Annotated in this window: 22 protein-coding genes and 1 pseudogene; 13 read left to right on the top strand and 10 right to left on the bottom strand. The window is 61.3% G+C overall.

Translation table 11 applies throughout. The features are described from left to right. Window positions 1–200: 200 nt before the first annotated feature. The 3 genes and pseudogenes from NKI38_RS22650 to NKI38_RS22640 form a co-directional block, all read right to left on the bottom strand. On the bottom strand, window positions 201–1043 hold the full coding sequence (locus tag NKI38_RS22650) for a formate/nitrite transporter family protein (RefSeq protein WP_352660884.1): 843 nt from the start codon (window positions 1041–1043) through the stop codon (window positions 201–203). Between the two features lie 509 nt (window positions 1044–1552). Next, window positions 1553–1970 (bottom strand): annotated as a pseudogene (locus NKI38_RS22645) (malonate decarboxylase subunit alpha). A gap of 303 nt (window positions 1971–2273) precedes the next feature. Further along, entirely contained in the window at window positions 2274–2546 is a 273-nt protein-coding gene (locus tag NKI38_RS22640) for a hypothetical protein (RefSeq protein ID WP_352660882.1), read from the bottom strand. Window positions 2547–2835: 289 nt separating this feature from the next. Between NKI38_RS22640 and NKI38_RS22635 the strand changes: the two genes are divergently transcribed. After that, a complete protein-coding gene (locus NKI38_RS22635) occupies window positions 2836–3027 on the top strand; it encodes a hypothetical protein (RefSeq protein WP_352660879.1) in 192 nt (63 codons plus the stop codon). Between the two features lie 209 nt (window positions 3028–3236). Beyond that, window positions 3237–3632 (top strand): hypothetical protein, encoded by a 396-nt coding sequence (locus tag NKI38_RS22630; protein WP_352660876.1) that lies wholly within the window; start codon window positions 3237–3239, stop codon window positions 3630–3632. Between the two features lie 194 nt (window positions 3633–3826). On the opposite strand, the gene NKI38_RS22625 is transcribed toward NKI38_RS22630, so the two are convergent. Further along, entirely contained in the window at window positions 3827–4081 is a 255-nt protein-coding gene (locus tag NKI38_RS22625; protein WP_352660873.1) for a hypothetical protein, read from the bottom strand. A gap of 265 nt (window positions 4082–4346) precedes the next feature. On the opposite strand from NKI38_RS22625, the gene NKI38_RS22620 reads away from it, so the two are divergent. After that, window positions 4347–4697, top strand: coding sequence for a DUF1330 domain-containing protein (locus tag NKI38_RS22620; RefSeq protein ID WP_027043691.1), 351 nt, complete (start codon window positions 4347–4349; stop codon window positions 4695–4697). Between the two features lie 185 nt (window positions 4698–4882). Here the strand turns inward: NKI38_RS22620 and NKI38_RS22615 are convergent, their stop codons facing one another. Both NKI38_RS22615 and NKI38_RS22610 read right to left on the bottom strand, forming a co-directional pair. Further along, entirely contained in the window at window positions 4883–5749 is an 867-nt protein-coding gene (locus NKI38_RS22615; RefSeq protein WP_352660870.1) for an MBL fold metallo-hydrolase, read from the bottom strand. Window positions 5750–5877: 128 nt separating this feature from the next. Further along, on the bottom strand, window positions 5878–6663 hold the full coding sequence (locus NKI38_RS22610) for an alpha/beta fold hydrolase (protein WP_352660867.1): 786 nt from the start codon (window positions 6661–6663) through the stop codon (window positions 5878–5880). 335 nt (window positions 6664–6998) lie between these two features. Between NKI38_RS22610 and NKI38_RS22605 the strand changes: the two genes are divergently transcribed. From NKI38_RS22605 to NKI38_RS22570, 8 genes are all read left to right on the top strand, one after another. After that, on the top strand, window positions 6999–8186 hold the full coding sequence (locus tag NKI38_RS22605) for a type III polyketide synthase (RefSeq protein ID WP_352660864.1): 1188 nt from the start codon (window positions 6999–7001) through the stop codon (window positions 8184–8186). Further along, window positions 8183–8707 carry an isoprenylcysteine carboxyl methyltransferase family protein gene (locus NKI38_RS22600; protein ID WP_352660861.1) on the top strand — a complete coding sequence of 175 codons (525 nt, stop codon included), beginning with the start codon at window positions 8183–8185 and terminating at the stop codon, window positions 8705–8707. The genes NKI38_RS22605 and NKI38_RS22600 overlap by 4 nt, the downstream gene beginning before the upstream one ends. Continuing rightward, window positions 8704–10260 (top strand): DHA2 family efflux MFS transporter permease subunit, encoded by a 1557-nt coding sequence (locus tag NKI38_RS22595; protein WP_352660858.1) that lies wholly within the window; start codon window positions 8704–8706, stop codon window positions 10258–10260. Before NKI38_RS22600 ends, NKI38_RS22595 begins: the two co-directional genes overlap by 4 nt. A gap of 171 nt (window positions 10261–10431) precedes the next feature. Then, complete coding sequence (locus NKI38_RS22590; RefSeq protein ID WP_352660855.1) at window positions 10432–10602, top strand: hypothetical protein; 171 nt, start codon at window positions 10432–10434, stop codon at window positions 10600–10602. 49 nt (window positions 10603–10651) lie between these two features. Continuing rightward, a complete protein-coding gene (locus NKI38_RS33550; protein WP_502899355.1) occupies window positions 10652–11212 on the top strand; it encodes a hypothetical protein in 561 nt (186 codons plus the stop codon). 242 nt (window positions 11213–11454) lie between these two features. After that, window positions 11455–12093: a response regulator transcription factor gene (locus NKI38_RS22585; protein WP_352660852.1), complete on the top strand. Its 639-nt coding sequence runs from the start codon at window positions 11455–11457 to the stop codon at window positions 12091–12093. A gap of 116 nt (window positions 12094–12209) precedes the next feature. After that, on the top strand, window positions 12210–12746 hold the full coding sequence (locus NKI38_RS33545) for a response regulator transcription factor (protein ID WP_502899354.1): 537 nt from the start codon (window positions 12210–12212) through the stop codon (window positions 12744–12746). 14 nt (window positions 12747–12760) lie between these two features. Further along, a complete protein-coding gene (locus NKI38_RS22570) occupies window positions 12761–13135 on the top strand; it encodes a response regulator transcription factor (protein ID WP_027043684.1) in 375 nt (124 codons plus the stop codon). Here NKI38_RS22570 and NKI38_RS22565 read toward each other — a convergent pair. Continuing rightward, window positions 13104–18641: a trifunctional serine/threonine-protein kinase/ATP-binding protein/sensor histidine kinase gene (locus NKI38_RS22565; RefSeq protein WP_352660849.1), complete on the bottom strand. Its 5538-nt coding sequence runs from the start codon at window positions 18639–18641 to the stop codon at window positions 13104–13106. The two genes, NKI38_RS22570 and NKI38_RS22565, sit on opposite strands and share 32 nt — an antisense overlap. A 1023-nt stretch (window positions 18642–19664) precedes the next feature. Here NKI38_RS22565 and NKI38_RS22560 point away from each other — a divergent pair. Further along, the gene (locus tag NKI38_RS22560; RefSeq protein WP_027043682.1) at window positions 19665–19976 is read left to right on the top strand and encodes a DUF736 domain-containing protein; all 312 of its coding nucleotides are present in this window, start codon (window positions 19665–19667) and stop codon (window positions 19974–19976) included. 88 nt (window positions 19977–20064) lie between these two features. Here the strand turns inward: NKI38_RS22560 and NKI38_RS22555 are convergent, their stop codons facing one another. From NKI38_RS22555 to NKI38_RS22545, 3 genes are all read right to left on the bottom strand, one after another. Beyond that, window positions 20065–20595, bottom strand: coding sequence for a Ros/MucR family transcriptional regulator (locus NKI38_RS22555; protein ID WP_352660845.1), 531 nt, complete (start codon window positions 20593–20595; stop codon window positions 20065–20067). 382 nt (window positions 20596–20977) lie between these two features. Continuing rightward, window positions 20978–21226 (bottom strand): conjugal transfer protein TraD, encoded by a 249-nt coding sequence (locus NKI38_RS22550; protein WP_352660842.1) that lies wholly within the window; start codon window positions 21224–21226, stop codon window positions 20978–20980. Window position 21227: 1 nt separating this feature from the next. After that, on the bottom strand, window positions 21228–21554 hold the full coding sequence (locus tag NKI38_RS22545) for a conjugal transfer protein TraD (RefSeq protein WP_352660840.1): 327 nt from the start codon (window positions 21552–21554) through the stop codon (window positions 21228–21230). A gap of 172 nt (window positions 21555–21726) precedes the next feature. Between NKI38_RS22545 and mobQ the strand changes: the two genes are divergently transcribed. Beyond that, a partial coding sequence (gene mobQ, locus NKI38_RS22540; RefSeq protein ID WP_352660838.1) for a MobQ family relaxase occupies window positions 21727–22958 on the top strand: 1232 nt, incomplete at its 3' end.

Genomic DNA, 22958 nt, shown 5'->3' with positions numbered 1-22958 from the left:
CACGTCTGGTCTCCGATGCATGTGCGGCTGCCTCTCCTGACTTTTGCTGCGTCCAATGGATGCTATCGGCTGGGGCGCCGTCGGCGCTACCATGGCGGACCCGACAGAGGGCTTCTTTTCGAAACGACTACATTCTTTCGCGATGCAATGTGGGCGGATCGATGTTTAAGAAGGAGGTGTTCGCGAGAGTGCCAGGCCGATCACTCGGCTGGGCCAAATGACATCCTCGCCGCGGGGGCAGGCATGCCTTCCGCACCGCCCCTTAGATAGGTCCAATAAAGAGGAAGCCCCGTGAACAGGAATCCGCCAGCAATGTTGCCCAGGGTCACGGGTATCTGGTTCCAGTACCACCAGTCTGCGAAGCTGATCTTGGCCCCGAGCATCATCCCCATGGGAATAACGAACATGTTGACGACGCAGTGCTCGAAACCGAGCGCGAAGAAAGCGAATATTGGCAGCCAGCATCCGACGATCCTGCCGACGACGGACGTTGAACTCGTTCCCATGACGACGCCGAGGCACACCATCCAGTTGCAGAGCATGGCCTTGACGAAACCGGTCACCAGTCCATCATATCCATACGGCTCATAGGCGATCGTCTTCGCTTCGGCGAGCGCGCGCAGATGATCTCCGAGCGCACCCGCCCCGACATTGCCGACATCGGTCAGGACGACATAGAGCAGCCCGGCAAAGGCGAGGGAGCCGAGCATGTTGCCGACAAAAACCCAGAACCAGTTGGCCAACATTCGGCCGACCGTCGTGCGGCGAGCCAGCACGGCCAGTGGTACCAGTCCGAAATTCCCGGTCAGGAGCTCGAGGCCGAGGATGACGATGATGGCAAATCCCACCGGGAAAATGAGAGCGCCGACAAGCGCGACATCTGTTTGAAGCGCACCCTGCAGGGCCAGGCTCGTCGCGAAGGCGAGGAGCGCGCCGGAAAGCATGCCGCGGATCAAAAGATCGGGAACGCCGTGAGCGGCTTTGGCGGCGCCAAAATCCACCATTGCCCGCGCGATTTCGAGCGGTGAGAGGCTGTCATTCATGATCGCCGTCCTTTCGGGTCAGGCACGTCTCCTGTGCGCCGCTAACCAGGACTGGAATAGCCGTCGGCATTTCGCGGCGATATCCTACGCAGGGCAACCGGATTAGGCGCTTGATTTAGGTCCAGACATTCCTTGGTATACCTTGTCGGCCGTGGTCAGGTCGGGTGCCGGTCCGGAAACCGCCGCGCACTCACCGACGAGGACGTGCAGCGGACCGTTGACGATGGCGACGTCGAGTCCATGGGCGCTGCGCGGCGCGCCACGAGGTCGAAGGCGATCGACGCGCGAGCATGGCGGTGAGGATCTTGCATCTCGGTGATCTGCGCCGCGTCGCGCATTAACAGCGGCTCGACATAGAAGTTCGACGTGCCGCCACGACGAAATCGACCGGTCGCCCGGCACGTCGATGCGTGGCATCTTGTCGACCAACTCGTTGCTGCGCAATGAGGATCCCTTGCTGACCGCGGTCGCCTCGATAACGACAGGCGGATCCTCGGCGTTGGACCAATCTAGAGATTGCCCTCGCGATCCGCACAGGGTGCCACGGTGAGCGCGACATGCGTCAGATTGATGAAGCAGCGCGAGAACAGCTCGAGACAGGTATGATCCGCACAGAGCTCGATCTTGCCGGCCTGACAGGTCGAGGTGCTCGGCCAGGACCATGCACGGCCGCACGATGTGCAGGTTCTTCACCAGCGCGGAATCGACCTCGGCGAACCGGGCGGCGAGAAAATTGGCCTGGTTCTGGTTATCGCGTTCGAAGGCACACCCGGTCGCCGGAACGGACCACGGCCTCAGCAGCTTCGCCTCGCCTGGTGGGAGACCAGACTGCCCCTGGCGTAGCGGGTGGCGGCGGCCAGGCGTTGCTCGCGCGATTGTCGGTCCGTTCCCAAGCTTGTTTCGATAGGCCGCTCGTCTGGCATTCACGGACGAACCTCGTGCGCTGGAAGGAAGCCGCCGCGCCTTCGCGCACGACGGCTTGCGAGTTCCAATTCGTTCCCTCGCCGATCGTGTGGGCGGCCTCTTCGATGAGGGCGCCAACCTGCGCGGGATGAGCTTCGTAGACCGAGTGGTTGACACCCGGCACGGCGATGTAGGGGGCCGTGGCGCTCACATGGTGGAAGCGCTCGATGTCGGGATTGATGATCTAGTCGTTGCTGGCGACCATGTCTCAACTCGGCTTGGTCTTCCACGCCACGGCGGCCGGGGTTGAGCGTGACTGACCGGGCCTTAGTTATGGCCCCCGAGAGTATTCACATTCGCGCAGAAGGCGGTGTATGGCTGCACCATGTCTGCGCATTCGTTCTTCATCGCTTGTTGCTTTTCGGCAGGCATAGCCATGAATACGTCTTTGAATTCCTTCAGCGGCTTCATGGTTTTCATGCTGGCATCCGTAAAGAACGGCTTCATAGTGTCCGGCTCACCCAGCGTGCCGGCAAGTGCAATGCCGCCGGACGGCGAAAACGCAATTGCTGCACCGAGGCAGATAGCTTTGATGTTCATGGGGTATAGTCCTTCCCTGGTTCAATGGTGGTACCAGCGACAAACTGCGTTGGCGCGTAGAATAATAACCCCCTGACCTGACTTGTGTATTTTCTCTAACCGCTAGGCTTTTGTCTGAAAGACTGTTGATGACTGACCGTGCCATGACGAATGCGGTCGCAGCAATGGAGGGCGACGAACGGCACTTTGGATGGGCCGGGTTATGTCAGAGGGCCGACCATGATCTGGACGTCGTGCGCTCGGCCGCAGGCGAGAGAAAATCGCGACGTCCCATAGCCGGCGATGATAAATGCTTATCAATGTCATAGTGGGCAATGGCGTTCAAAGAGTCTCTTCAGCCTTCCTCACGGAATTCCCGCAGAAAGGCATGGCGCGGATCTTCCGTGCCACGCAGGTGCTTCACAGGCCGATCAACCCCGGCTTCACCCAATGCGCCGCCAGCCGCTTCATGCTCTTTGGCGCCAACTCTGCGTGCTCTTGAGCGTGCTTCCAAAGCTGCTCTCGGATTGATTCAATGCTGGTGCCTCTCTGACGCGGGCGCCGGATCGACCTGTTTGCACACAATGGTCAATTATCTGAGCGCATTAGATATAATCTAATGCAAACCCCAGTATAGTTTCGTTTAACGTGGATCAGAGGTAAACTTTTCTGCCCGGACACACCCTGGCTTTCGTTCGACAGGAGAATAACATGAAACCGGCAGGAGCAATGTTAGCAACTATTCTTTTGGGCGCGGCGGTCGTGACCAGCTCGGCAACCGCGGGTCTTGCCGCGCATGGCGGCGGCCATGGCGGGGGGGAGGGCGGCTTTGGCAGCGGCCATTTTGGCGGAATGCCGTACGGAATGCACGGCGGAGGACTTGGCGGATCCGACATGTCCTACGGAGATCACTTTGGTGGCTACTCCCACCCCTATTTTTATCACGGCGGCCGGTACCGTCCCTACCCATACTATCCATCTTACGACGATGACGACGATTCCGGCTACGATTACTACAATTCTTACTGCGCGCGCATGCATTCCAACTACGATCCCTATACGGGCGCCTATGTCGGTAGCGATGGACGTTTGCACTATTGTTCGTAAGGCCGTCCTCGTATCCGCCTGCTCAGAGCAGCACAGATGGATCACTTGTCTTACTCCGCCAGGTCGAAGGAGACAGGTGCATCGTGCCTTGTGTACCCAGGCTGACAAACCTGCGGCCCTCCGCATCGGTTATCTTCCCAGAAAGATCGCTATCTTTCGCGTCGGCACGGATCGGTCGGTTATTTTCTGTCCGCCTATGGGCGAGTTGCATCGGGCAATATTGAAATCGCTGCGGCGTTCTCAAAAGACCTCTTGCTTTGCTTTGGCGAGTATCGCGGCGCCCAGGCATCGGCATTTCTTGTGTCGGTCAATACCTGACCGTGCACAGAACGCCGACGAATGGCAATATTGGATGGATGGGCAAAGCCGCGTGACGATGTTTTATGCCGCTTCGCGCGAAAACGGCCGACTTCAAACCCGACGATATCGGCTATGTAGAGCGCGGCCAAGGACATGCATCCAGGACATCGGGGCACCGAACGGCGTCCGGGCAGGTACCAGAATACGAGGAGGTTTGACTATCCGACTGGCTCACCGATACGCCCCCGGAACTGGTTTGGCAGCACCTGAACATAGATCCGACGGTGCTCGCGAAATTTCCAAACGACGGGCCAACTATCAGTCCGGAGTGATTTGGAAGCGGTGCGAGGGCAATGTCGCACGCCCTCCTCTTCTTCGTCGCCGCGACACCATACGTTTCATTGAGGATTTTCCATGTCGACCTATCTAATCAACCACCTGCGAATCCCTGGCGATGTACCCAATGATGAAGGTCTGTCCTATCTCGAGCAGGTTGAGGCTACCGTTGCACCCTATGGCGGTAAGTGGCTGGCGCAGGGCTCAGTCGACGTGCTTGAGGGAGCCTGGCCGGGCTCGGTCGTGCTGATGGAGTTCCCAAGCCGGGATACTGCGAGCGCCTGGTACAATTCAGCCGCATATCAGGCGATCGCACCTTTGCGTGTCCGCAGCGCCATCTCCGACCTCGTCCTGATCGACTCGCTGCCCGAGGGCTTCACGATCAAGGAATTTGCCAAGGACATCCGTCGGGCACTCAAAAAAGCCTGAAACGTTTGCTTTGTCTCGTCAGCCCGAGCGACGTGCTGGCGCCATACAGAGTTTCCAGGCGCGTGCGCGTTATCGACGTTAACTCTGATGTTCGCTCGTGCGGGGCGCACGCGATTGGGAAACTCTGGAACGCTGAAAGCCCCGGCGAGTCAATGCCCGCGGAAAGTGGCGTCGCCCGTCTATCCCTAGCTGCGCTGCTTGGCCCTGTTTGCACCGCCCCACAGCGAACCGGGATTTGCGTGACCCGGATATAGCGCCAGCATCGCGTCATAGAGTTCTCGAGCGTTGGACGTGATTGCGTCGAGGCGGTTGAAATCGCGCAGATATTGTTGCGTTTCGCCAACGATGCCTGGGTCGTCCCTGTTCGCCGGCACCTTGTGGCCGGCGATCACCGCCTTCGGCTTCAGGGCAGCCAGTCTGTCCAGCGTTGCAATCCATTCGAGCCTGCTTTCGGTATTGGTCTCGCCGAGATACGGGTGGATGCCGTTGTAGACCACATCGCCGCCGACGATCAGGCCCAAAGACGGCACATGCAGGACGGTGGAATGGGCGGTGTCCGTGCGGCCGGTGTCAACAACATCCAGCTCGTGGCCCTCCAAGTCTATCGTGCCGCTCTCAAGCGGATCGGCGACGCGCAGATGCTCCGGAATTTGGTTGGGGAAGAGGCGGCGCCAGAAGTCTTTCTGCCACGCCTCGGTCAACTGGCTGCGCATGGCCCCAACCACCTCTGGCGCGGCGACGGCGCGTGCTTCCGGGAAGTGTCCCAGCAATGCCGCCAAGCCGAAAAAGTGGTCCCCGTGACCATGCGTCACATAGATGGTGATGAGCTTCTTGCCGCTGACAGCAACCCAGTCCACCAGCGTGCGTGACTGCTCTACTGTCAGGAACGTATCCACCAGGACCGCGTCGCGCGTGCCGTGGATCAGCGTCGAGGAGTTTGCCACCCACGCCAGGTTCTCCTTGCCCGGCGGCAGATCCCGGGTAAGCCCCGGCCGCGTGACGGTCAGCACATCCCATTGGAGGCCGCTGAGGTGAGGTGTGCTCGATGTCATAGTCATTATCCTTATTCATAACTTTACCGTATGTCCTAGAACCGCCCGCGCTCGACTGATGCGGAATGGGCGTTGGGGCAGCTCCGGCCGACGTGACGCCCGGCTCGCTCCCCGCCATCGGCCAGCGGCTATTTTGCGCTGGCCGCAACCCTGATCAGTGAAGCCACCTGTTTTGGATGGGACACCATGACGACATGGGAAGCGCCGTCAATGGCCACCGTGGCCCGCGACTTGGCCCGATCGGCCATGAACTCCATCGCGGCCGGCGGGATGTTCCGGTCAGCCGTGCCGTAGATCCAGTATGAGGGCACTGCCTTCCAGGCAGCCACACCCGAGGGCTCGGTCAGAGCTGCCTGCGCCACCGGCCGCTGGGTCACAGCCATCAACCGTGCCTGCTCCGTCGGTACGTCGGCCGCAAATTGCTGAGGGAATTTGGACTGCTCAATGTAGAGATCGGTCACCCCATTGCTCAGTGCCACCGGCGGCGCGAGCGTGTCGCCAAGTGTACTACCCGGAAACTTCTCCGTCAGGCCGAGACTCGTCTCGCCCGTTTCGGGGGCGAATGCCGACACATAGACTAGAGCCTTCACATTCGCGTTGCCGTTCGCAGCCTCGGTGATCACTGCACCGCCATATGAGTGACCGACCAGGATCACGGGGCCCTTCAAGGACTTGACCACGGCTGACACAGCGGCTCCGTCGCTAGCCACTCCACGCAGCGGATTGGCGACCGCTATGACGTGGAAACGATCCTTTTCCAACTCTTCGATGACCCCGTTCCAACTCGACGATCCTGCGAAGGCACCGTGTACCAGGGCGATCGTGGGCATCGGTTCGTCGGCGCTCTGCGCAGCTCCCGCGCCCGAAAGGCCGACAGCTGCTGCGAGTGCCAGGATCTTGATCGTTTTGAGCATGATGTTCGTCCTTGATGGAGAAAGTTACATGTGGGAAATCGCCAATCGGTCGTACGTGGCTATGTGCAGCTGCGCTCCGGGTGGGACTTCCAGCAACTGCAGAAACAGCTTCAACGCGCTAGGCAAAGCGCTGGCGCAGATATGCCGTTACTGTAATTCTCAGATGCTCGCGAGGGCAATCCATACAAAGGTATATATTAGTTGTGCAATTGTCTGGAAATTAAAACCAAGGTATAGCGTATAATTTATATTCTAATTTGGTTATTTATTGCTCTTCTATGAAGGCCCGCAGATATCTATTGAGAATAACGAAGATATGCCCGGGCTTCGCTTGAGTGATCAAACCCGAATTGAGGGCGACGTTCAGCGCTGCAGTTGGCGACTGGGGTCGTTATGGTGCCATGCTTAACAGGATTGACTTCACCGTACCCTTGCAGCACGACGTTGATATTTCGGCTGGCGCCTCCGGCGCAAGCCACCTCGTCGGCCTGCTTTCGTTGGCCACGGCGCTTCCACCGTATGTGGTCGGGCAGGAGGAAGCAGCCGCGATGGCGCAACTCCTTTTCACGGATCTTTTCGAGCGCTCACCGAGTATGGCGAGCGTCTTCGCTAACACTGGCATACGTAAGCGGCACGTCGCGCGCCCAATTGCCTGGTATCTCGAACCGCGGGGTTGGCCTGAGCGCACTGCTGTATACGTGGAGGAAGGTGGCCGTTTGTTCGTCGAGGCTGCAAACAAGGCGCTCGACGCTGCAGGATGCGTGGCAAATGACGTGGATATCATTGTCTTCATTTCTTCCACGGGGATTGCGACACCGAGCCTGGACGCGGTCGTGCACCGACAGATGGGATTCCGGCCCGATATCGAACGCGTTCCGGTATTCGGCCTTGGTTGTGCCGGCGGCGTGAGCGGCCTGGCCATTGCTTCGCGCATGGCTGCGGCTCGGCCCGGGTCGACAGTCCTCATGGTGTCTCTCGAGCTGTGCTCGCTGGCCTTTCGTTCGGACCTTCTTGACAAGACCAACCTGATTTCCACGGCGCTCTTCGGTGACGGCGCCGCAGCGTGTGTCCTGCGCTCTGGTCAGGCAGGCATCGCAATGATCGACGGCGCAGGCGAACATCTCTGGCCGGATACTCTCGGCATCATGGGATGGAACATGGATCCCGTGGGATTTGGCGTCCTGCTTGCAACGGACCTGCCAGCTTTCGCAGCGACCAACTTGGGCCCAGCGGTAGAAGGTGTCTTGGCGCGCATAGGGCTCGGCACGGCTGACATCGGACGCTTCATCTGCCATCCCGGAGGGGCGAAGGTGGTAACTGCAATTGAGCGCTCGCTGGAACTAAACCAAGGATCGCTTGATCACGAGAGAACGGTGCTAAGCGACTTCGGAAACATGTCGGCACCAACCGTCCTGTTTGTTCTGGCGAGGGCAGTTGCCGAGGGACTGCCGAAGCGGACCGCTCTTTTGGCCATGGGACCGGGCTTCAGCGCATCATGTGTGTCTCTCGTGCGGGCGACATGACGATGGAAGCGGTTCTGGTCCTTGTATTGGTAACTCTCCAACGGCTTGGAGAGCTGATCCTGTCCCATCACAACACAAAGAGGCTTCTCGACAAAGGCGCGTGGGAAGCGGCGCCCGCTCATTACCCGTTCCTGGTTATACTTCACGCAAGTTGGCTCGGGGGATTGTGGTGGCTGGCGCCGGGCCGTTCCGTCGACGTGGGGTTCCTGCTCGCCTATCTCGCCGTCCAACCCATTCGGATTTGGATCCTGGCGACGTTGGGACGACGCTGGACGACACGTATCATCATATTACCGAACTCGCCTCTGGTTGCGCGCGGACCGTACGCGGTGATTTCGCATCCCAACTATTTGGTGGTCGTCGCAGAGATTGCACTGCTGCCGATGGCTTTCCATCTAGGCTGGTATGCCCTGATATTTTCCGCTTTGGATGCGGCTATCCTGTTTGTGCGCATCCCGGCTGAGAACATTGCTCTTGGCATTGCGTGTCCGCGTCCGAGGCCAGTCGGTCGCGCATTATGACCGCCAACGAACCGGTCCGAGTCCAATTCGCAACATGGGTCGGCTTTGCTGCGATGTGCCTCGGCATGTTCATGGCCGTGCTGGACGTGCAGATTGTCGCGACTGCGCTGCCAGCAATCCGCTCTGCTCTTGGCATCGGCGACGATCGGATGAGTTGGGTGCAGACCGCCTATCTAATCAGCGAGGTGATAGCGATCCCGCTGACCGGATTTCTGACACGCGCCTTGGGGGTGCGCATCCTGTTTTCGGCGGGCGTCGGTGTCTTTACAGTTGCCTCGATCGGCTGTGCGGCAAGCCATGGATTCGAGACCCTGATCGCCTGGCGGATATTGCAAGGCTTTTCCGGCGGAATGCTTATCCCGCTCGTATTCTCCGCCGTTTTCCTGCTGTTCCCCATACATCTCCAGGGGATTGCGACAATGATCGCTGGAATGCTGGCGGTCCTCGCGCCGAGCGTCGGCCCGGTAGCTGGCGGTTGGATTACAGAGACGGCCTCTTGGCATTGGCTGTTTCTGGTCAATGTGACTCCCGGCATCATCGCCTGTGCGTTGGGCGTGACGATGCTGGCGAAAAAAAACTTAGACCGATCGCTGCTACGCACTCTGGATGTCGTGGGTCTGGCTCTTATGGCAACCTGCCTGGCCTCCTTGGAGATCGGGCTGAAGGAGGCGCCAACCCTCGGCTGGCTCCAAGGACCTACCCCGCTCCTGCTGGTCCTCAGTCTAGGAGCAGGCGTTACCCTGGGAGCCCGCGTGCTAAGACAGCGATCGCCAGTCCTGAACCTGCACCTCTTCCGCGACCGGAGCTTTTCCCTCGGCTGCGCACTGAGCTTCATTTTTGGCATGGGACTATACGGCTCGGTCTATCTGATGCCGGTCTTTCTGTCTTTCGTACGCGATCACGGCTCGCTGACCATCGGGCTCATCATGCTCGTCACTGGCATCACGCAAATGGCGACATCGCCTGTCGCCGTCTGGTTAGAGCCGCGCACCTCCGCGAAAGTTCTATCCATGCTTGGGTTCGCGGTTTTCGGCTCGGGCCTGGCGATGAGTGCTTTCTCTACAACCGGGACAGACTTCGATGGCATGTTTTGGCCACAGGTCATCCGTGGATCCGCCATCATGCTATGCCTGTTGCCTCCTACCCGGCTGGCGCTTGGCGACATTTCACCAGAAAATCTCCCTGACGCCAGCGCCTTATTCAATCTCATGCGCAATCTTGGCGGGGCCATCGGCCTGGCGTTGATCGACACGGTCATTTGGGGACGATCTCCAACGATTGCGAAAAACCTTGGCGAGGATCTCCTGGCAGGCGACAGCAAGATTGCGACGCTCATCGGTCTGCCACCCGGATTCGTGACTGGCCCCGTTTCAAAGCATGTCGCCCCCGCCGTCGAAGCCATCGTGCAGCCACTTATCCAAAAGGCGGCGCTCACCCAAGCCATTGACGAGGCGTGGGCCATGCTGGCTTGTGCCATGATCTTAGCGTTTACCCTTGCCTTACTTGTGCCGGCGACACGGCGGCCGACACAACCTCAGGCAGCGACGGCGTAACAAGAAACGATTGGCATTGTGCTGACCGCCGAGTTCGAGTCCGTTTCCAGGTCGTGGATCCCATTGGGGCACGGAGCCCAGTTGTTCGCCGGTGTTGCAGGCTGAAACTTGAACCCGCCTGAACTTCGTCGCGGCGGAAGAAGTGTTCCGCATAGGGGCGCAGGATGAACAATGCGGATGATCCCCTCCACGAAGACGTGGACCGCTGCGCTGGACGCAGCAGCCGTGGCGAAGTTGAATTTCCTGGTCTTTCTCGCCCGCCGGCAGTCAGCCAGCTTCGGTGTAGGCATCAATCTGCTCGGCAAGCAGTTTGTATTCACTGCAGCTCTTGTCGCAGCGTGAATGGCGCCGGCGGTTTCCCCAACACGATCGGTGGTTTTCTGCGAAGCTGATGAGCTACGGCGAGCCTATCATAGGCCAAGCTACTACCATTACGCGCAAAGGCGTGTCGAATTTCAACCCGGTGTGCACGTGGGTCCAGCTTGCACAACGCGTTCCGATCCGTGTAGCCATTGACGAAGTGACCAACGGCATTCTCTTGGTCTCCGGTATGACCGCGACCGTTACTGTGAAACCAACCGGAAATCAGACCGTGAGCTGGCTGGGCGCGCTTGGGGATCGGTTTAAGCGCCTCCCAGAGCTTTTCCAGCAACCGATGTGGCGACCGGATTGTGCCGGGACCGGATTGCATGGTGATCCGCTTTCTGAGACTTTACCCGCAACGACTGAACCGGCAGCGCGCACGCCGGGGCAGATTGATCCTGGGCTGGTGCCTAGGTGTTTGATCCCGTTCTTTGATGGTGCATTGTTTTCTTCTGAATCGAACGAGGCACTATGGGCCAGGTTCTACATGGCAGCGCCACGACGACAGAGGCAGAGGGCGTCGAGACTAAAGACGACCTGGATTTTCTACGTGAACACGGATGCACGGAGATACAGGGATACTTCATAAGTCAGCTATCCCCGCACTTTTAATTCCCGAACTACTAAAGAAGTTTAGTGATACCACAAGCCCATAACGGCCTGAGAGGCGTAGGGTATTATGCACTCTCTAGCCGGCGCCCGCCGGACTGTTCGTGTTAGGATAATACCGGCGTTCATCGCGGCCGATCACGGTATTGCGAACGGACGATCTTGTTGGGGAACTTTGGGCATGAACAGACCGGTTTCCAGCTTCATACGGTATGGCGTCTGATGCGGGCGCACGATCCCTCCGAAGAAGCGTTCGTTGTCGTCGTCGAAGACGACGAGTCGCTTCGCGAAGCGCTGATCCGCCTGTTCCGTTCGGTGGGTCTGAGCGCAATGGTGTTCGGATCGGCCGCCGAACTGCTCAAGGCGAAATTGCCGGATGTCCCCAGCTGCCTCCTCCTCGACGTTCGTTTGCCGGGACTTAGCGGTCTCGATATCCAGGGCGAGTTGAGCAGTGCGGGGATCGAGATGCCCGTCGTATTCATGACCGGCCATGGCGACATCCCCATGACCGTACAGGCGATGAAGGCGGGAGCGGTCGACTTCCTGACCAAGCCCTTCCGAGACCAGGACATGCTCGACGCGGTGAACATTGCCATCGAGCACGACCGGAAACGACGTGCTGCGCTGAGTTCGGTATCAGCGCTCGACGAGAACTATGGAAGGGTCAGCAACCGCGAGCGTGAGGTCATGGCGATGGTGACCGCCGGGCTCATGAACAAGCAGGTCGCCGGCAAGCTGGGCCTGAGCGAAATCACCGTGAAGATCCATCGCGGTAATGTAATGCGGAAGATGGGCGCGAGAACGCTCGCCGAACTGGTCATCATGGCACAAGCGCTCGGACGCATGAAAGCCGGAGAATGACCACACCAATGTATGATTCCATTCGCGATCGGCCAGAGCCAAATTGGCAGAATGCCTGTTCGCCGTGGCCCCTCAGAGGGCGAGCTGCCGCCGATTCCTATTCAAGCAAGGTTGGCATGGCGTTTGCTCAGCTCAAAAGTATCCGCCGCAGTGGCCCCGACCTGCAGAACGAGTTCAACCGGCTGGGGGTCGAGGTCCCGATCGTATTCATGACCGGCCATGGCGACGTCCCGATGTCCGTGCGGGCAATGAAGGGCGGCGCGTTGGACTTCCTGACCAAACCGTTCCGGGATCAAGACCTTATCGACGCAGTCGCGGCGGTTATCGAGCGCAGCCGCGCCTCCCATGCCGAGGCGAGCGGGCTCAAGGCGCGACGCAGCCGCTTCCAGTCGTTGACCGGTCGGGAGCGCGAGGTCATGCTCCTTGCCACCGACAGCTTGATGAACAAGCAGATCGTGGGAGCTTGGGATCGCTGCGGCGACGATCAAGATGCACCGGGGGCAGGCGATGCGGAAGATGAGCGCGCACTCCCTTGCCGAGCTCGTGCGAATGGTCGACAGCCTGGATCTGATCCGCGAAGACACGCTGCGAATGCAGCACTTGCCGTGCAGTTCCGCCTAAAGACGCGGATCGTGCGTATGGCGATGCGATAAACTAGGTCCACGACGTGCTTCATCAGGGTCTCATATCGATCGTCGACGACGACGACTCCGTCCGCAGCGCGACCAGCAAGCTGCTGCGTCAGGCGGGCTATCCGGTCGAGAGCTTCGCCTCGGGCGAGGACTATCTGTGCTCGGCCGCCGTCGACGACACGCGCTGCCTGATCTCCGACGTCAGGATGGCCGGCATGAGCGGCCTCGACCTGCAGGCCCACCTCATCGAGAAGGGGTACCGGATCCCGATCATCTTCATGACCGCCTATCCGGAGGACAAGGTGCGAGCACGGGCGATGGCCGCCGGCGCCGTTTGCTTCATCAGCAAACCGTTCGACGCGGAGGTGTTAACCGGGTTTATCGAGCAGGCGCTGGCGACGCCTCCCTGAGCTCTGCGTCGCTCACGGCGGGCAGCGTGAACACGAACACCGCACCGCGCGGCATGTTGCAACTGGCCGAGATCCGCCCGCCGTGCGCCTCGATGATCGACCGGCAGATCGACAGCCCCATGCCGAGGCCGGCGGCCTTCGTCGTGGCGAAGGCGTCGAACTCTCTGCCGTCGATGTCCGGCGCGAGGCCCGGGCCGGTGTCTGCGACGGTCACTTGCACATCGCTTGCCGCGGTCAGTCCCGTGCTCACCAGGAGCTCGCGTGAGGTCGCGTCGTCGCTGCTCATCGCCTCCACGGCGTTGATGATGAGGTTGAGCATAACCTGCTGGATCTGCACGCGGTCGCCGATGACGTTGGGCAGGTCCTCGGCAAAGCGGGTCACGACCGTGATCGAATGCCTGTTCAGCTCGTCGCGCGTCAGCTCGATCACCTCCCGCACAGGGGCGTTGATCTGCAGGGCGTCCTCGATCGGTGGAGACTTGCGGATGAGGTTGCGAATGCGGCCGACGACTGCGCCGGCACGGAGGCCGTCCTTGACGATCTTATCGAACACTCTCGTGACCTCCGCGAGATCCGGCGCGCCCCCCCGGATCTCGCGGAGCGAAACCTGTGCGTTGGTGACGATCGCGGCGATCGGCTGGTTGACCTCGTGCGCGATCGAGGCGGCGAGCTGGCCGAGAGTGGAGGCGCGGTTGGCGTGGACCAGCTCCATCTGCGCCTCCTGATAGCGCCGCTCGTTCTCGCGCGCCTCGGCCTCGGCCCGCTTCAGATCCGTCAGGTCGAGGATGTAGGCGACCCCTTGGTCGGGCTGCGTCTCGAAAGCCGCGGCGCCGATCAGGACGGGCACGCGACTGCCGTCCTTTCGGAAAAATTCCTTCTCCCGCGCCCGCATCGCGCCCGTAGTCCTCAATTCCTCCGCCTCGACCCGAATGTGTTCCTCTTGCCATTCAGGCGGCGTCATGTCGAACCAGCGCAAGCCTGTGCGCAGGTCCTCACGGGTATATTGCAGCATAGTCAAGAACGCATCGTTGGCCTCGATCAGGCGTCCATCGAGGTCCCATATCAGAATGCCGATAATGTCGGATTCCACTAGGCGGCGGATCTTCGACTCTCGCTCCTCGATGTCGCGATAGAGGCGGGCGTTCTCGAGCGATATCGCCGCCTGCACCGACAGGAGCTTGAGCACGGCCACCTTCCTGCTGGTGAACACCCGCGGAGCGAGGTTGTTCTCGAGATAAAGGAGGCCAATCAGCCGATTTTGGTTGACGAGAGGCAGGCACAGAAGCGAGCGCACGCTGCCCTCGGCGAGATAGATGTCGTTCGAGAACGTGTTGGGCTTCGACGCATCGTCGAGGATCACGCTTTCGCGTACGCGCGCCACGTAGCGCAGGATTGAATCCGGCAACGGGACCACGAGATCCGTCTTGTCGCGCGAGCGTGCGATCACCCCGTCCGCGTCGACCGAGGCTTGGGCCTCGACCCGATGCTCTGGCCCGTCAACCAGGAGGAGCACCGCCTTTTCGCCGCCGGCGTGCTCCATCGCGGTTCGCATCAACGTGTCGATGAGTCGGTCGAGGTCCGTTTCGCCTGCGACGGCCTGAGACACCCTGATGACGGTGGCAAGGTCCAGGCTTTCGACCGAAGACGCCCCCGTGCTCGTCGGACGTTCGGCGGGGTCGCCGTCGCCATGGCTATAAGGCGCAGTCGTCTCGAGCTGGCGAACCTTGCCGGCGGCTCCCCAGCGACCATAGTGCTGCAGCGCTTCGCGCAGATAGGTTCGGGCGATGGTCTCAAACCCTTGGCTCGCGTAGAACCGCGCGGCCAGCTCGTTCGCGAGCGCTTGGTGATGGACGATCCCGTGGCTCTGGGCGAGGTCGATCGCGCGGTCATAGAGGCGCATCGCATCGACGACCCGGCCCTCGATCCGGGCGATCTCGGCGCCGACCAGCGTGGCGCGGTCTTCGAAGTTCGCGCGCTCATGATCGGACCACTCGAGGAGCCGCCCGTGATGGGAGGCGACCGCCGCCACGTGGACGGCGCGGTCCTCCTGCCCGGCGTCGTCGCAAAGTCCGGCCCGCGCGAGCGCCGCATAGAAGTGATATTCTACGATCTCGAGCGAGGACGCCGACGTCCAGAGAAGCGGCTCAGCCTTCGCCGCGCCCTCGATCGCCGACGCATGCTCCCGCGCAAAGACGCCGAGCTGCAGCTTACGGATCCAGTACCAGCAGTTCGCGATGGGCAGCGATCGCGTCCGACGCTCGAACGCGTCCTCGCTGAAAACGTCCGCCTCGAAACGGCCGAGCGCCGGCAGCGCCCCGCGCAGCGCGCGGATCAGCTGGAGTTGCGGCGTCATCAGGTCGACGACGTAGCTGAACTGGTGGTCCCGTGCGAACCGCAGGCCGTCCTCCGCCTCCCGCTGAGCGGCTTCGAGGTCGTGTCCAGACGCCAAGAGGTTGGACAGCAGGTTGGCGCAGCTGAACCCGGCGAAGATGACGTCGCCGACATCGTTGGCCTGCTCGAAGGCACGCCGCAAGAGCACGCGGCCATCGCGCATCGGCCGCGTCCAAGGGCTGACGTGCGCGCCGAACAGCATGTTGGCCCGCCCGCGGAACCGCGCCAGCCCGCTCCGCTCGACGAGGTCGAGCCCCAGGCTCGCGACCTCGAAGCCGGCCTTGTAGTCGCCGAGATAAGGCCCGAGGACCATGCCGGACCAGACATAGGCTGCCGCCGAGATGTCGCTCCTGCCGTATTCGAGGGTGAGATTGGCCATCCGGCACGCGACCAGACAAAGGAGGTTGGCGTCCGTCGGGACCGACGGCGACGCCATCTGTAGAAGGACCTCCATCGTCGGCCGGGCGACCGGATCCGTCATCGGTGGCAGGTGGCGCAAGGAATCGATCGGCCGGTCGCCGAGCGCATCGCGCAGCCTCCGGTATTCCGTCTCGACTTCTGCTTTCGTCGGATGCGCCGACCAGTCGATCCCGACGTGCCTCAGATAGTCGAGCGCGACCTCCACCGCCGCGCTCTGCTGGTTCAAAGTGACGAAGATCTCGCCGCGCAGGCGCGTCAGCGCCGCGAGATCGGAGAGGCCGGTGGCCCGCGGAAGGAGGGCCACCAGCCGCTCCTCGGCGAGCGATGGGTTGCCCGTTACGAACTCGCATTCGGCGAGATGAAGCGTGAGCTCGAAGGCTAGATCCGGTCGGACTGTCCAATCGTCCACGGTCAGCAGGCCAACGCCGGTCTCGAAATAGGCGTGCGCCGAGGCATAGGCCGCCGCTGCCGTGGTACGTTTCCCGGCGACGAGGTTCAGCTCGACGACGCGCTGGCGCTCGGCGTCGGCGGTGATCAGCCCCGCACCACGATTGAGCTGGTTGACGATGTCGAAGATCGCCTCTTCGCGCCCCTCGACGGGGGCGGCGCCCGCCATAAGCCGGCCGATCCGAAGATGCGCCGCTGCGCGCTCGGCTTCTGGGAGGAGGAGATAGGCCGCCTCCTGCACCCGGTCGTGCGTAAAGCGATAGCCGGTCGCTGTGCGCTGGATCAGATCGAGACGCCGGGCCGGCCAGAGGATCGCGTCGATCCGCTCCGCATCGGCGCCGAGCAGCAGCGACAGCGTCGCCATATCAGCACCGTTGCCGATGCACGACAGCTCCTGCAACGCAGCTTGGGTGTCCTTCGGCAGCCGGCCGAGCTTCTCGACCATCAGATCGACGATATTCTCGGTGTAGCCCTGCGCCTTGATCCGCGTGACGTCCCACACCCAGCGCGACCGCTCGTGATCGAACGCTAACAAGCTGTTCTCGGCAAGCATCGAGAGGAATTGGATCACGAAGAACGGATTGCCGTCGGTCTTCTCATGGACGAGTTCGGCGAGCGGCGCGCAGTCGTGCTGCGGGCTATGCAGCGTGTCGGAGATCATCTCCGTGAGCTGCGGCCGGCCGAGCGGGGCCAGCGCGAGCTCGGTCACTCTCCCGCCCCCCGCCTTGATCGCCGCCAGCTTCTGCATCAGCGGATGGCTGGCCGAGACTTCGTTGTCGCGATACGCGCCGATCAACAGGAGATGCTTCAGCTGCGATCTTGTGAGGATATCCTCGATGAGATCAAGCGTTTCCATGTCGAGCCACTGGAGATCGTCGAGGAACAGCGCCAGGGGGTGCTCCGGCTGCGCGAAGACGCCGATGAACCGCTGAAAGACAAGCTGGAATCGCGCCTGTGCCTGCTGAAGCGAAAGCTCGGGTGCCTGCGGCTGCTCGCCGATGATGAGCTTTAGCTCCGGGATCAGGTCTGTCATCAGCCGGCCGTTCGGGCCGAGCACATCGAGAAAGGCCTGGCGCCAACACGCCAGCTCCTCGTCGCTCTTGCCAAGCAGCGGGCGGACCAGTTGCCGAAATGCCTGCACCAGCGTGCCGTAGGGACTATCGCGCTGGTTCTGGTCGAACTTGCCGGACGAGAAGAACGCCCGTGGCGGCACTAGCGCCTTGTGCAGTTCGTGCACGACGGCTGACTTGCCCGTGCCGGAGTAGCCCGCGACCAGCAACAGCACGGGATGCCCGGTGCGGACGACGCGCTCGAATGAGGAGATGACGACCTCGCTCTCCCGTTCGCGGCCGTAGAGCTTCTCCGGGATCAACAGCCTGTTGGGGATATCGTGCACACCGAGCGAGAATGACTTGACGCGGCCCGTAGCGGTCCAGTCCGCGAGGCACCGCAGGAGATCGCGCTCGAGCCCGAGGGCCGTCTGGTAGCGGTCCTCCGGCGTCTTGGCGAGGAGCTTGGTGATGATGGCCGAGACCATCGACGGAATGGTCGCCACCCGCATGTGCGGCACCACAGGCCGTCGCGCGATGTGGCAGTGCACCAGCTCCATGGGGTCCGGCGCCACGAAGGGCAGTTCACCGGTGACCATCTGGTAGAATGTGACCCCGAGCGAATAAAGGTCGCTGCGCGTGTCGATCGACCGGTTCATCCGGCCGGTCTGCTCTGGCGCCATGTAGGCGAGCGTGCCGTCGATGGTCTCGGGCGGCGACGGCGCCTGCCGCTCGCGACCGAGCCGCGAGGCGATCCCGAATCCGGTGAGGCGGACCTCTCCCTCCGCGGTGACGACGATCTTCGCTGGCTTCACGTCCTTGTGGATCAGCCCGTGATGGTGGACTCCGCCGAGCGCCCGCGCCGCCCCGACCGCGAGCGTCAGAAAGCGCCCCGTCTCCATCGGGCCGTCGATCAAGCGGGCGAGGAAGTCGCCGCCGAGGTCTTCGAGCACCAGCGCGGTCGATCCGTGGGCGTGATCGAGCGCGAGCGGCCGCACGGCCCAGGCGGGGTCAAGCTCGTCGCGCAAGGCAAATTCGTGGGCGAAGTGCCGGGAGAGGGCAGAAGCCATACGTTCGGCGGCAGCTGAGACGATCAGCACTGAAGCTGTGCCCGTCGCATCGCAGTGGCGGGCGACTTCGACGTCCCCACACACAAATCGAACGTGTTCCTCGCCGACGATCCGAAACGACTGGGTCATATTCTTTCTCTCTGCGCGTTTTTTTCGCACGCCCGGTCATCGGATCCCTCCGCCGTGGCAAACGGGCCCATCGCCCGACAGTCTCAGGCCTCTGCGGCCCGAGTCCCCCTCCGACCGAATCCGCCACACGCCGAGCGCTATTGTACAGCCGACAGTAGACACTTCGACGCCCGCAGCAATTCTACGGGGGGTGCAGCTCACCATACTTTGGTATGGTCGTTTTGTTAACGGGAAACAGCGCCCAGAAGAGGGCATCGAGCAGTATGCTAGGCGCGTGAGTATGGACGAGATTGAGGTAAACGTCTTCAACCTGAACATCTCGCGTTATGTCAGCACGGCAAAGGATGGGGTCGCGATCGATCTGTCGGCCACGCACACGGAGATGGTCGATATCCAGCAGCAAGTTCGGGAGGCAACGGCGAAGCACAGGTGTGATTCAGTGTCAACGCGTTCGCTCTCAACCGGGCGCACATCCCGTAAACTTGAGATGCGAAATCGTCACGGTTGGCGGCTTGGAAGTCGCTGCATTTAGCGGTCAGTCGATCGTCTTCGGAGCGGTCCGCTACTCGATGGCGATTTGGCCCAAATATGAAGGGAGGTCGGGCTGTCGCCTTTTTGACTCGATGGAGGAGGGACCACACTCTCCCGGTGTTTGAGGCCAGTTCTTTGACAGTACGGAGTAGCGTCACTGCGCGGCCGATACTTGGCCGTGATCCATCGTAGCCTCGTGGCGTTCCCTTCCGTTTGCGCCAAGCCACGCCCACGGCGTCCTCGAAGGGATTGGGTCTGACCGAAGATCGCCTTCGCTGCGCTCAGTCTCGATCGTCTTCCCGCAACGACGTCGCTGCGTTTCCTTCCCCTGTCCGCTGCGCGTCCATTCCTCGCGATCCAAGAAAGCCTCGCGTCGCCGTCTTTCACTTCGTTTCAGCCCCTTCAGGGGTGCGGACCGATCGTCTCCGGTCTCACGACCACCATCGAGGCCGCGATGGGCGCGGCCCGAGAAAAACAGAAGGAACCACCACAATGGCTACGATCGGCACTTTCTCCCGCACCGCGAACGGCTTCTCCGGCTCGGTCAAGACCCTCAACCTCAACGTCAAGACGGTAACGTTATCTCCGGCCGACGGCGACAATGAAAAGGGTCCCGACTTCCGCATCTTCGCTGGCGCCACCGAGTTCGGGGCGGCATGGAAGAAGACCTCGCGCGAGGGACGCGACTACCACTCCGTCAAGCTCGATGATCCCAGCTTCCCCGCTCCGATCTATGCGAGCCTGGTCGAGACCGACACCGAGGGCGACTTCTCGCTCATCTGGTCCCGCCGCACCGCAGAGTGATCCGACTTAACAAGAAGCCCCGCCGCAAAGCGGGGCTTTGCCACGTTCAGATCCTACACAGCCCGGCACGTCCGCCAGGTGCAGAGCTCTAGGCTTTTGCTGGTGCCTTGCGCGTCTTCTTCAGCGGCGACTTGATGGCTGCCGCAGTCGTCGTCGCTGCTGCCGCACGAGCAGCCCGTTTTGGCTTTTCCGCAGCGGCAGGAATGGGCGGAGCCGCCTTGCGCCCGAGCCCTATTGATTTCGCCAGGGCCGAACGGGTGGCCGCGTAATTCGGCGCCACCATCGGATAGTCGGAGGGCAGGTTCCATTTCTGCCGATATTCGTCGGGGGTCAGATTAAACTGCTGAAGATGCCGCTTGAGCGATTTGAATTTTTTTCCGTCTTCCAGACAGATGATGAAGTCCGGCGTCACCGACTTCCTGATCGATACTGCCGGTTCCTGCTTGACCACGGGTTCTACCGCCGGCGTGCCGATGCCTCTCAAAGCAGCATGAATATCGCCGATCAACTTCGGCAACTCGCCGACCGGCAGTGGATTGTTCGACACATAGGCGGCGACGATGTCGGCCGCTATCGACACGGTATCCAGTTGACCGTCTTGTTCGAGAGCAGTGGTCATATAATTTCCTCTAATTGTATCGGACGAATTGAGCGACGTTTGATTCCCCCGTCCCGCAAACGAGGCAAATAGTACATCTCGTTGTAAAATCCACGTCTTTTGCGCAACATTATAAGAGTAAGCTTCGCTTTGATCATTCTGATCGACTGTGGATACCCTTTTCGATCCGTTGGGAAGCGAGGAACTTCCCCTCGCTTCCCCGCCATTGCCGCCTGTGCAGAGCAGGGCCGCCGGCTCGCAAAGCTGCCAACTGCAGCAATAGTGGCGATCACATCCCATCAGCTCCGCTCGACCGTGTATAATACCCATTCAGACTGAAGTGGTTGTTGGCCGAGTGTGACTTAATGGGCGGCCTGGATCGTCCGCCGCTCGCTGACCACCGCTATGTTCGCTTGCCCCCTTTGTCTTCATGCCATTCCGATGCAAACGCCAGCTTCCCTTTCGCATTCCACAGGTCGCGCGCATGCTCGCCTTCATCGCTCTGCAGTTTGGCGGCGATCCAGAGCAGCGCGCCATATATGATTGCGCGGTCGTCATTGGTCAGCTCAACGATGCCTGCCTTGACGACGAGGCCGCCGAGTTCGATCAGATGTCGGGTGCGCTGGCGTCGCTCGACCTGCCACGTGCGCATGTCATTGCGAGCCTGTGCCGCTTGCCGGCGATTGTGGGCCGCCCGGTTGCGCCGAAGCGCCGCGTAGGTTGCGCTGAGATGCCGGAGCAGCTCGCCGGGACCTGTTCTCGAAAAACATCACTCCACGCTTGGCCCATGCCTCACGCTTTGAGGTCTCTTTCGTCTCAGTTATTGCGACCAGTGCGCCGGCCAGTTCGTCGGTGCTGAGTTGATCGGCGCCGGTGGCGATCACCAGCTCGCCAAGCTGCTGCACCTTTCGCGTTTTGAGCTCCCGCGCCTTGTCTTCCAGCGCCTTCAGTTCGGCGTCGAAGTCTCGTGGTTTGCGCATGGCTGTCTCCATCGGTCGTCGATGTGGCGATGATAGGCGAGAGCTTGCCGGAAGGCTTCAGGCTTGCCGAGACAGCCCGGGACGGGCTGGTCCATCCCGAGATTTTTTCGAGGGAGGGCGCGCTTATACGTCGTGCCGACGTGCGCTTTGACGTGCAAATGATCCTGTCGCGATGGCGATCTATCATCTTCACGTCAAGGTCATTGGCCGCAAGGCAGGCTCAAGCGCTGTGGCGTCAGCCGCCTACCGCTCGGCTTCGCGGCTGCGCGACGAGCGGATCGAACGCACGCATGATTTCTCCGCCAAGCGCGGTGTCGTTCATTCCGAGGTGATGTTGCCGGAGGATGCGCCGGAGGCCTGGAGTGACCGCGAACGGCTGTGGAACGACGTCGAGGCGTTCGAGGTGCGCAAGGATGCGCAGCTTGCCCGCGAGGTCGAGTTTGCCTTGCCGCGCGAGCTCAACCAGCCGCAAGGCATCGAACTGGCGCGCGACTTCGTCCAGGCCGAGTTTGTCATCAAGGGCATGGTCGCCGATCTCAATGTGCATTGGGACAGGGCAGAGGATGGCAGTCCCAAGCCGCATGCCCATGTCATGCTCACCATGCGGTCCGTGGACGAGAACGGCTTTGGCGCGAAGGTTCGAGACTGGAATGCTACCCAGCTGGTCGAGCGCTGGCGCGAGCGATGGGCGGAGCTGGCCAATGAACGCCTGGCCGAACTCGACATCGATGCCCGCATCGATCATCGCAGTCTGGAAGCGCAGGGCATTGCGCTGGAGCCGCAGACGCAGATTGGTGCGCCAGCCCAGCGCATCGAGGGCAGTGGCCTTGCTGCTGGCGACAGCGAAGCAGATCGCGCCGAACTGCATCGCGAGATCGCGCGCAACAATGGCGCGCGCATCATTGCCGACCCATCCGTGGCGCTCGATGCCATCACCCATCAGCAATCGACATTCACCCGAAAAGACATCGCGAAGTTCTCGCATCGGCACAGCGATGGGATGGAGCAGTTCAACCAGGTGGTGGCGTCCATCAGCAACGGACCCGATCTGGTCGAACTCGGCAAGGACGGACGCGGCGAAGACCGTTTCACCACCCGGCAGATGATCGAGACCGAACAGCGCCTGCATCACGCTGCGGAGCATATCGATCTGGACGATCGACACGCGGTGAGCAACGCACATCGTGAGGCAGCGCTGGCGGGGGCTGCGCAACGCGGGCTTGTCCTTTCGGTTGAGCAAAGCGATGCACTGGCGCATATCACCGGTGGTCGCGGTCTTGGTGTCGTTGTCGGCTTTGCCGGGACGGGAAAGAGCGCCATGCTGGGTGTCGCGCGCCAGGCCTGGGCAGCGGCGGGCTACGAGGTTCGAGGCGTCGCACTCTCCGGCATTGCCGCCGAGAATCT

Origin of the sequence: Mesorhizobium sp. M0621 (assembly GCF_040320745.1) — a bacterium.
Classification (GTDB): Bacteria; Pseudomonadota; Alphaproteobacteria; order Rhizobiales; family Rhizobiaceae; genus Mesorhizobium.
This window is presented reverse-complemented; position numbering and strand designations above follow the sequence as displayed.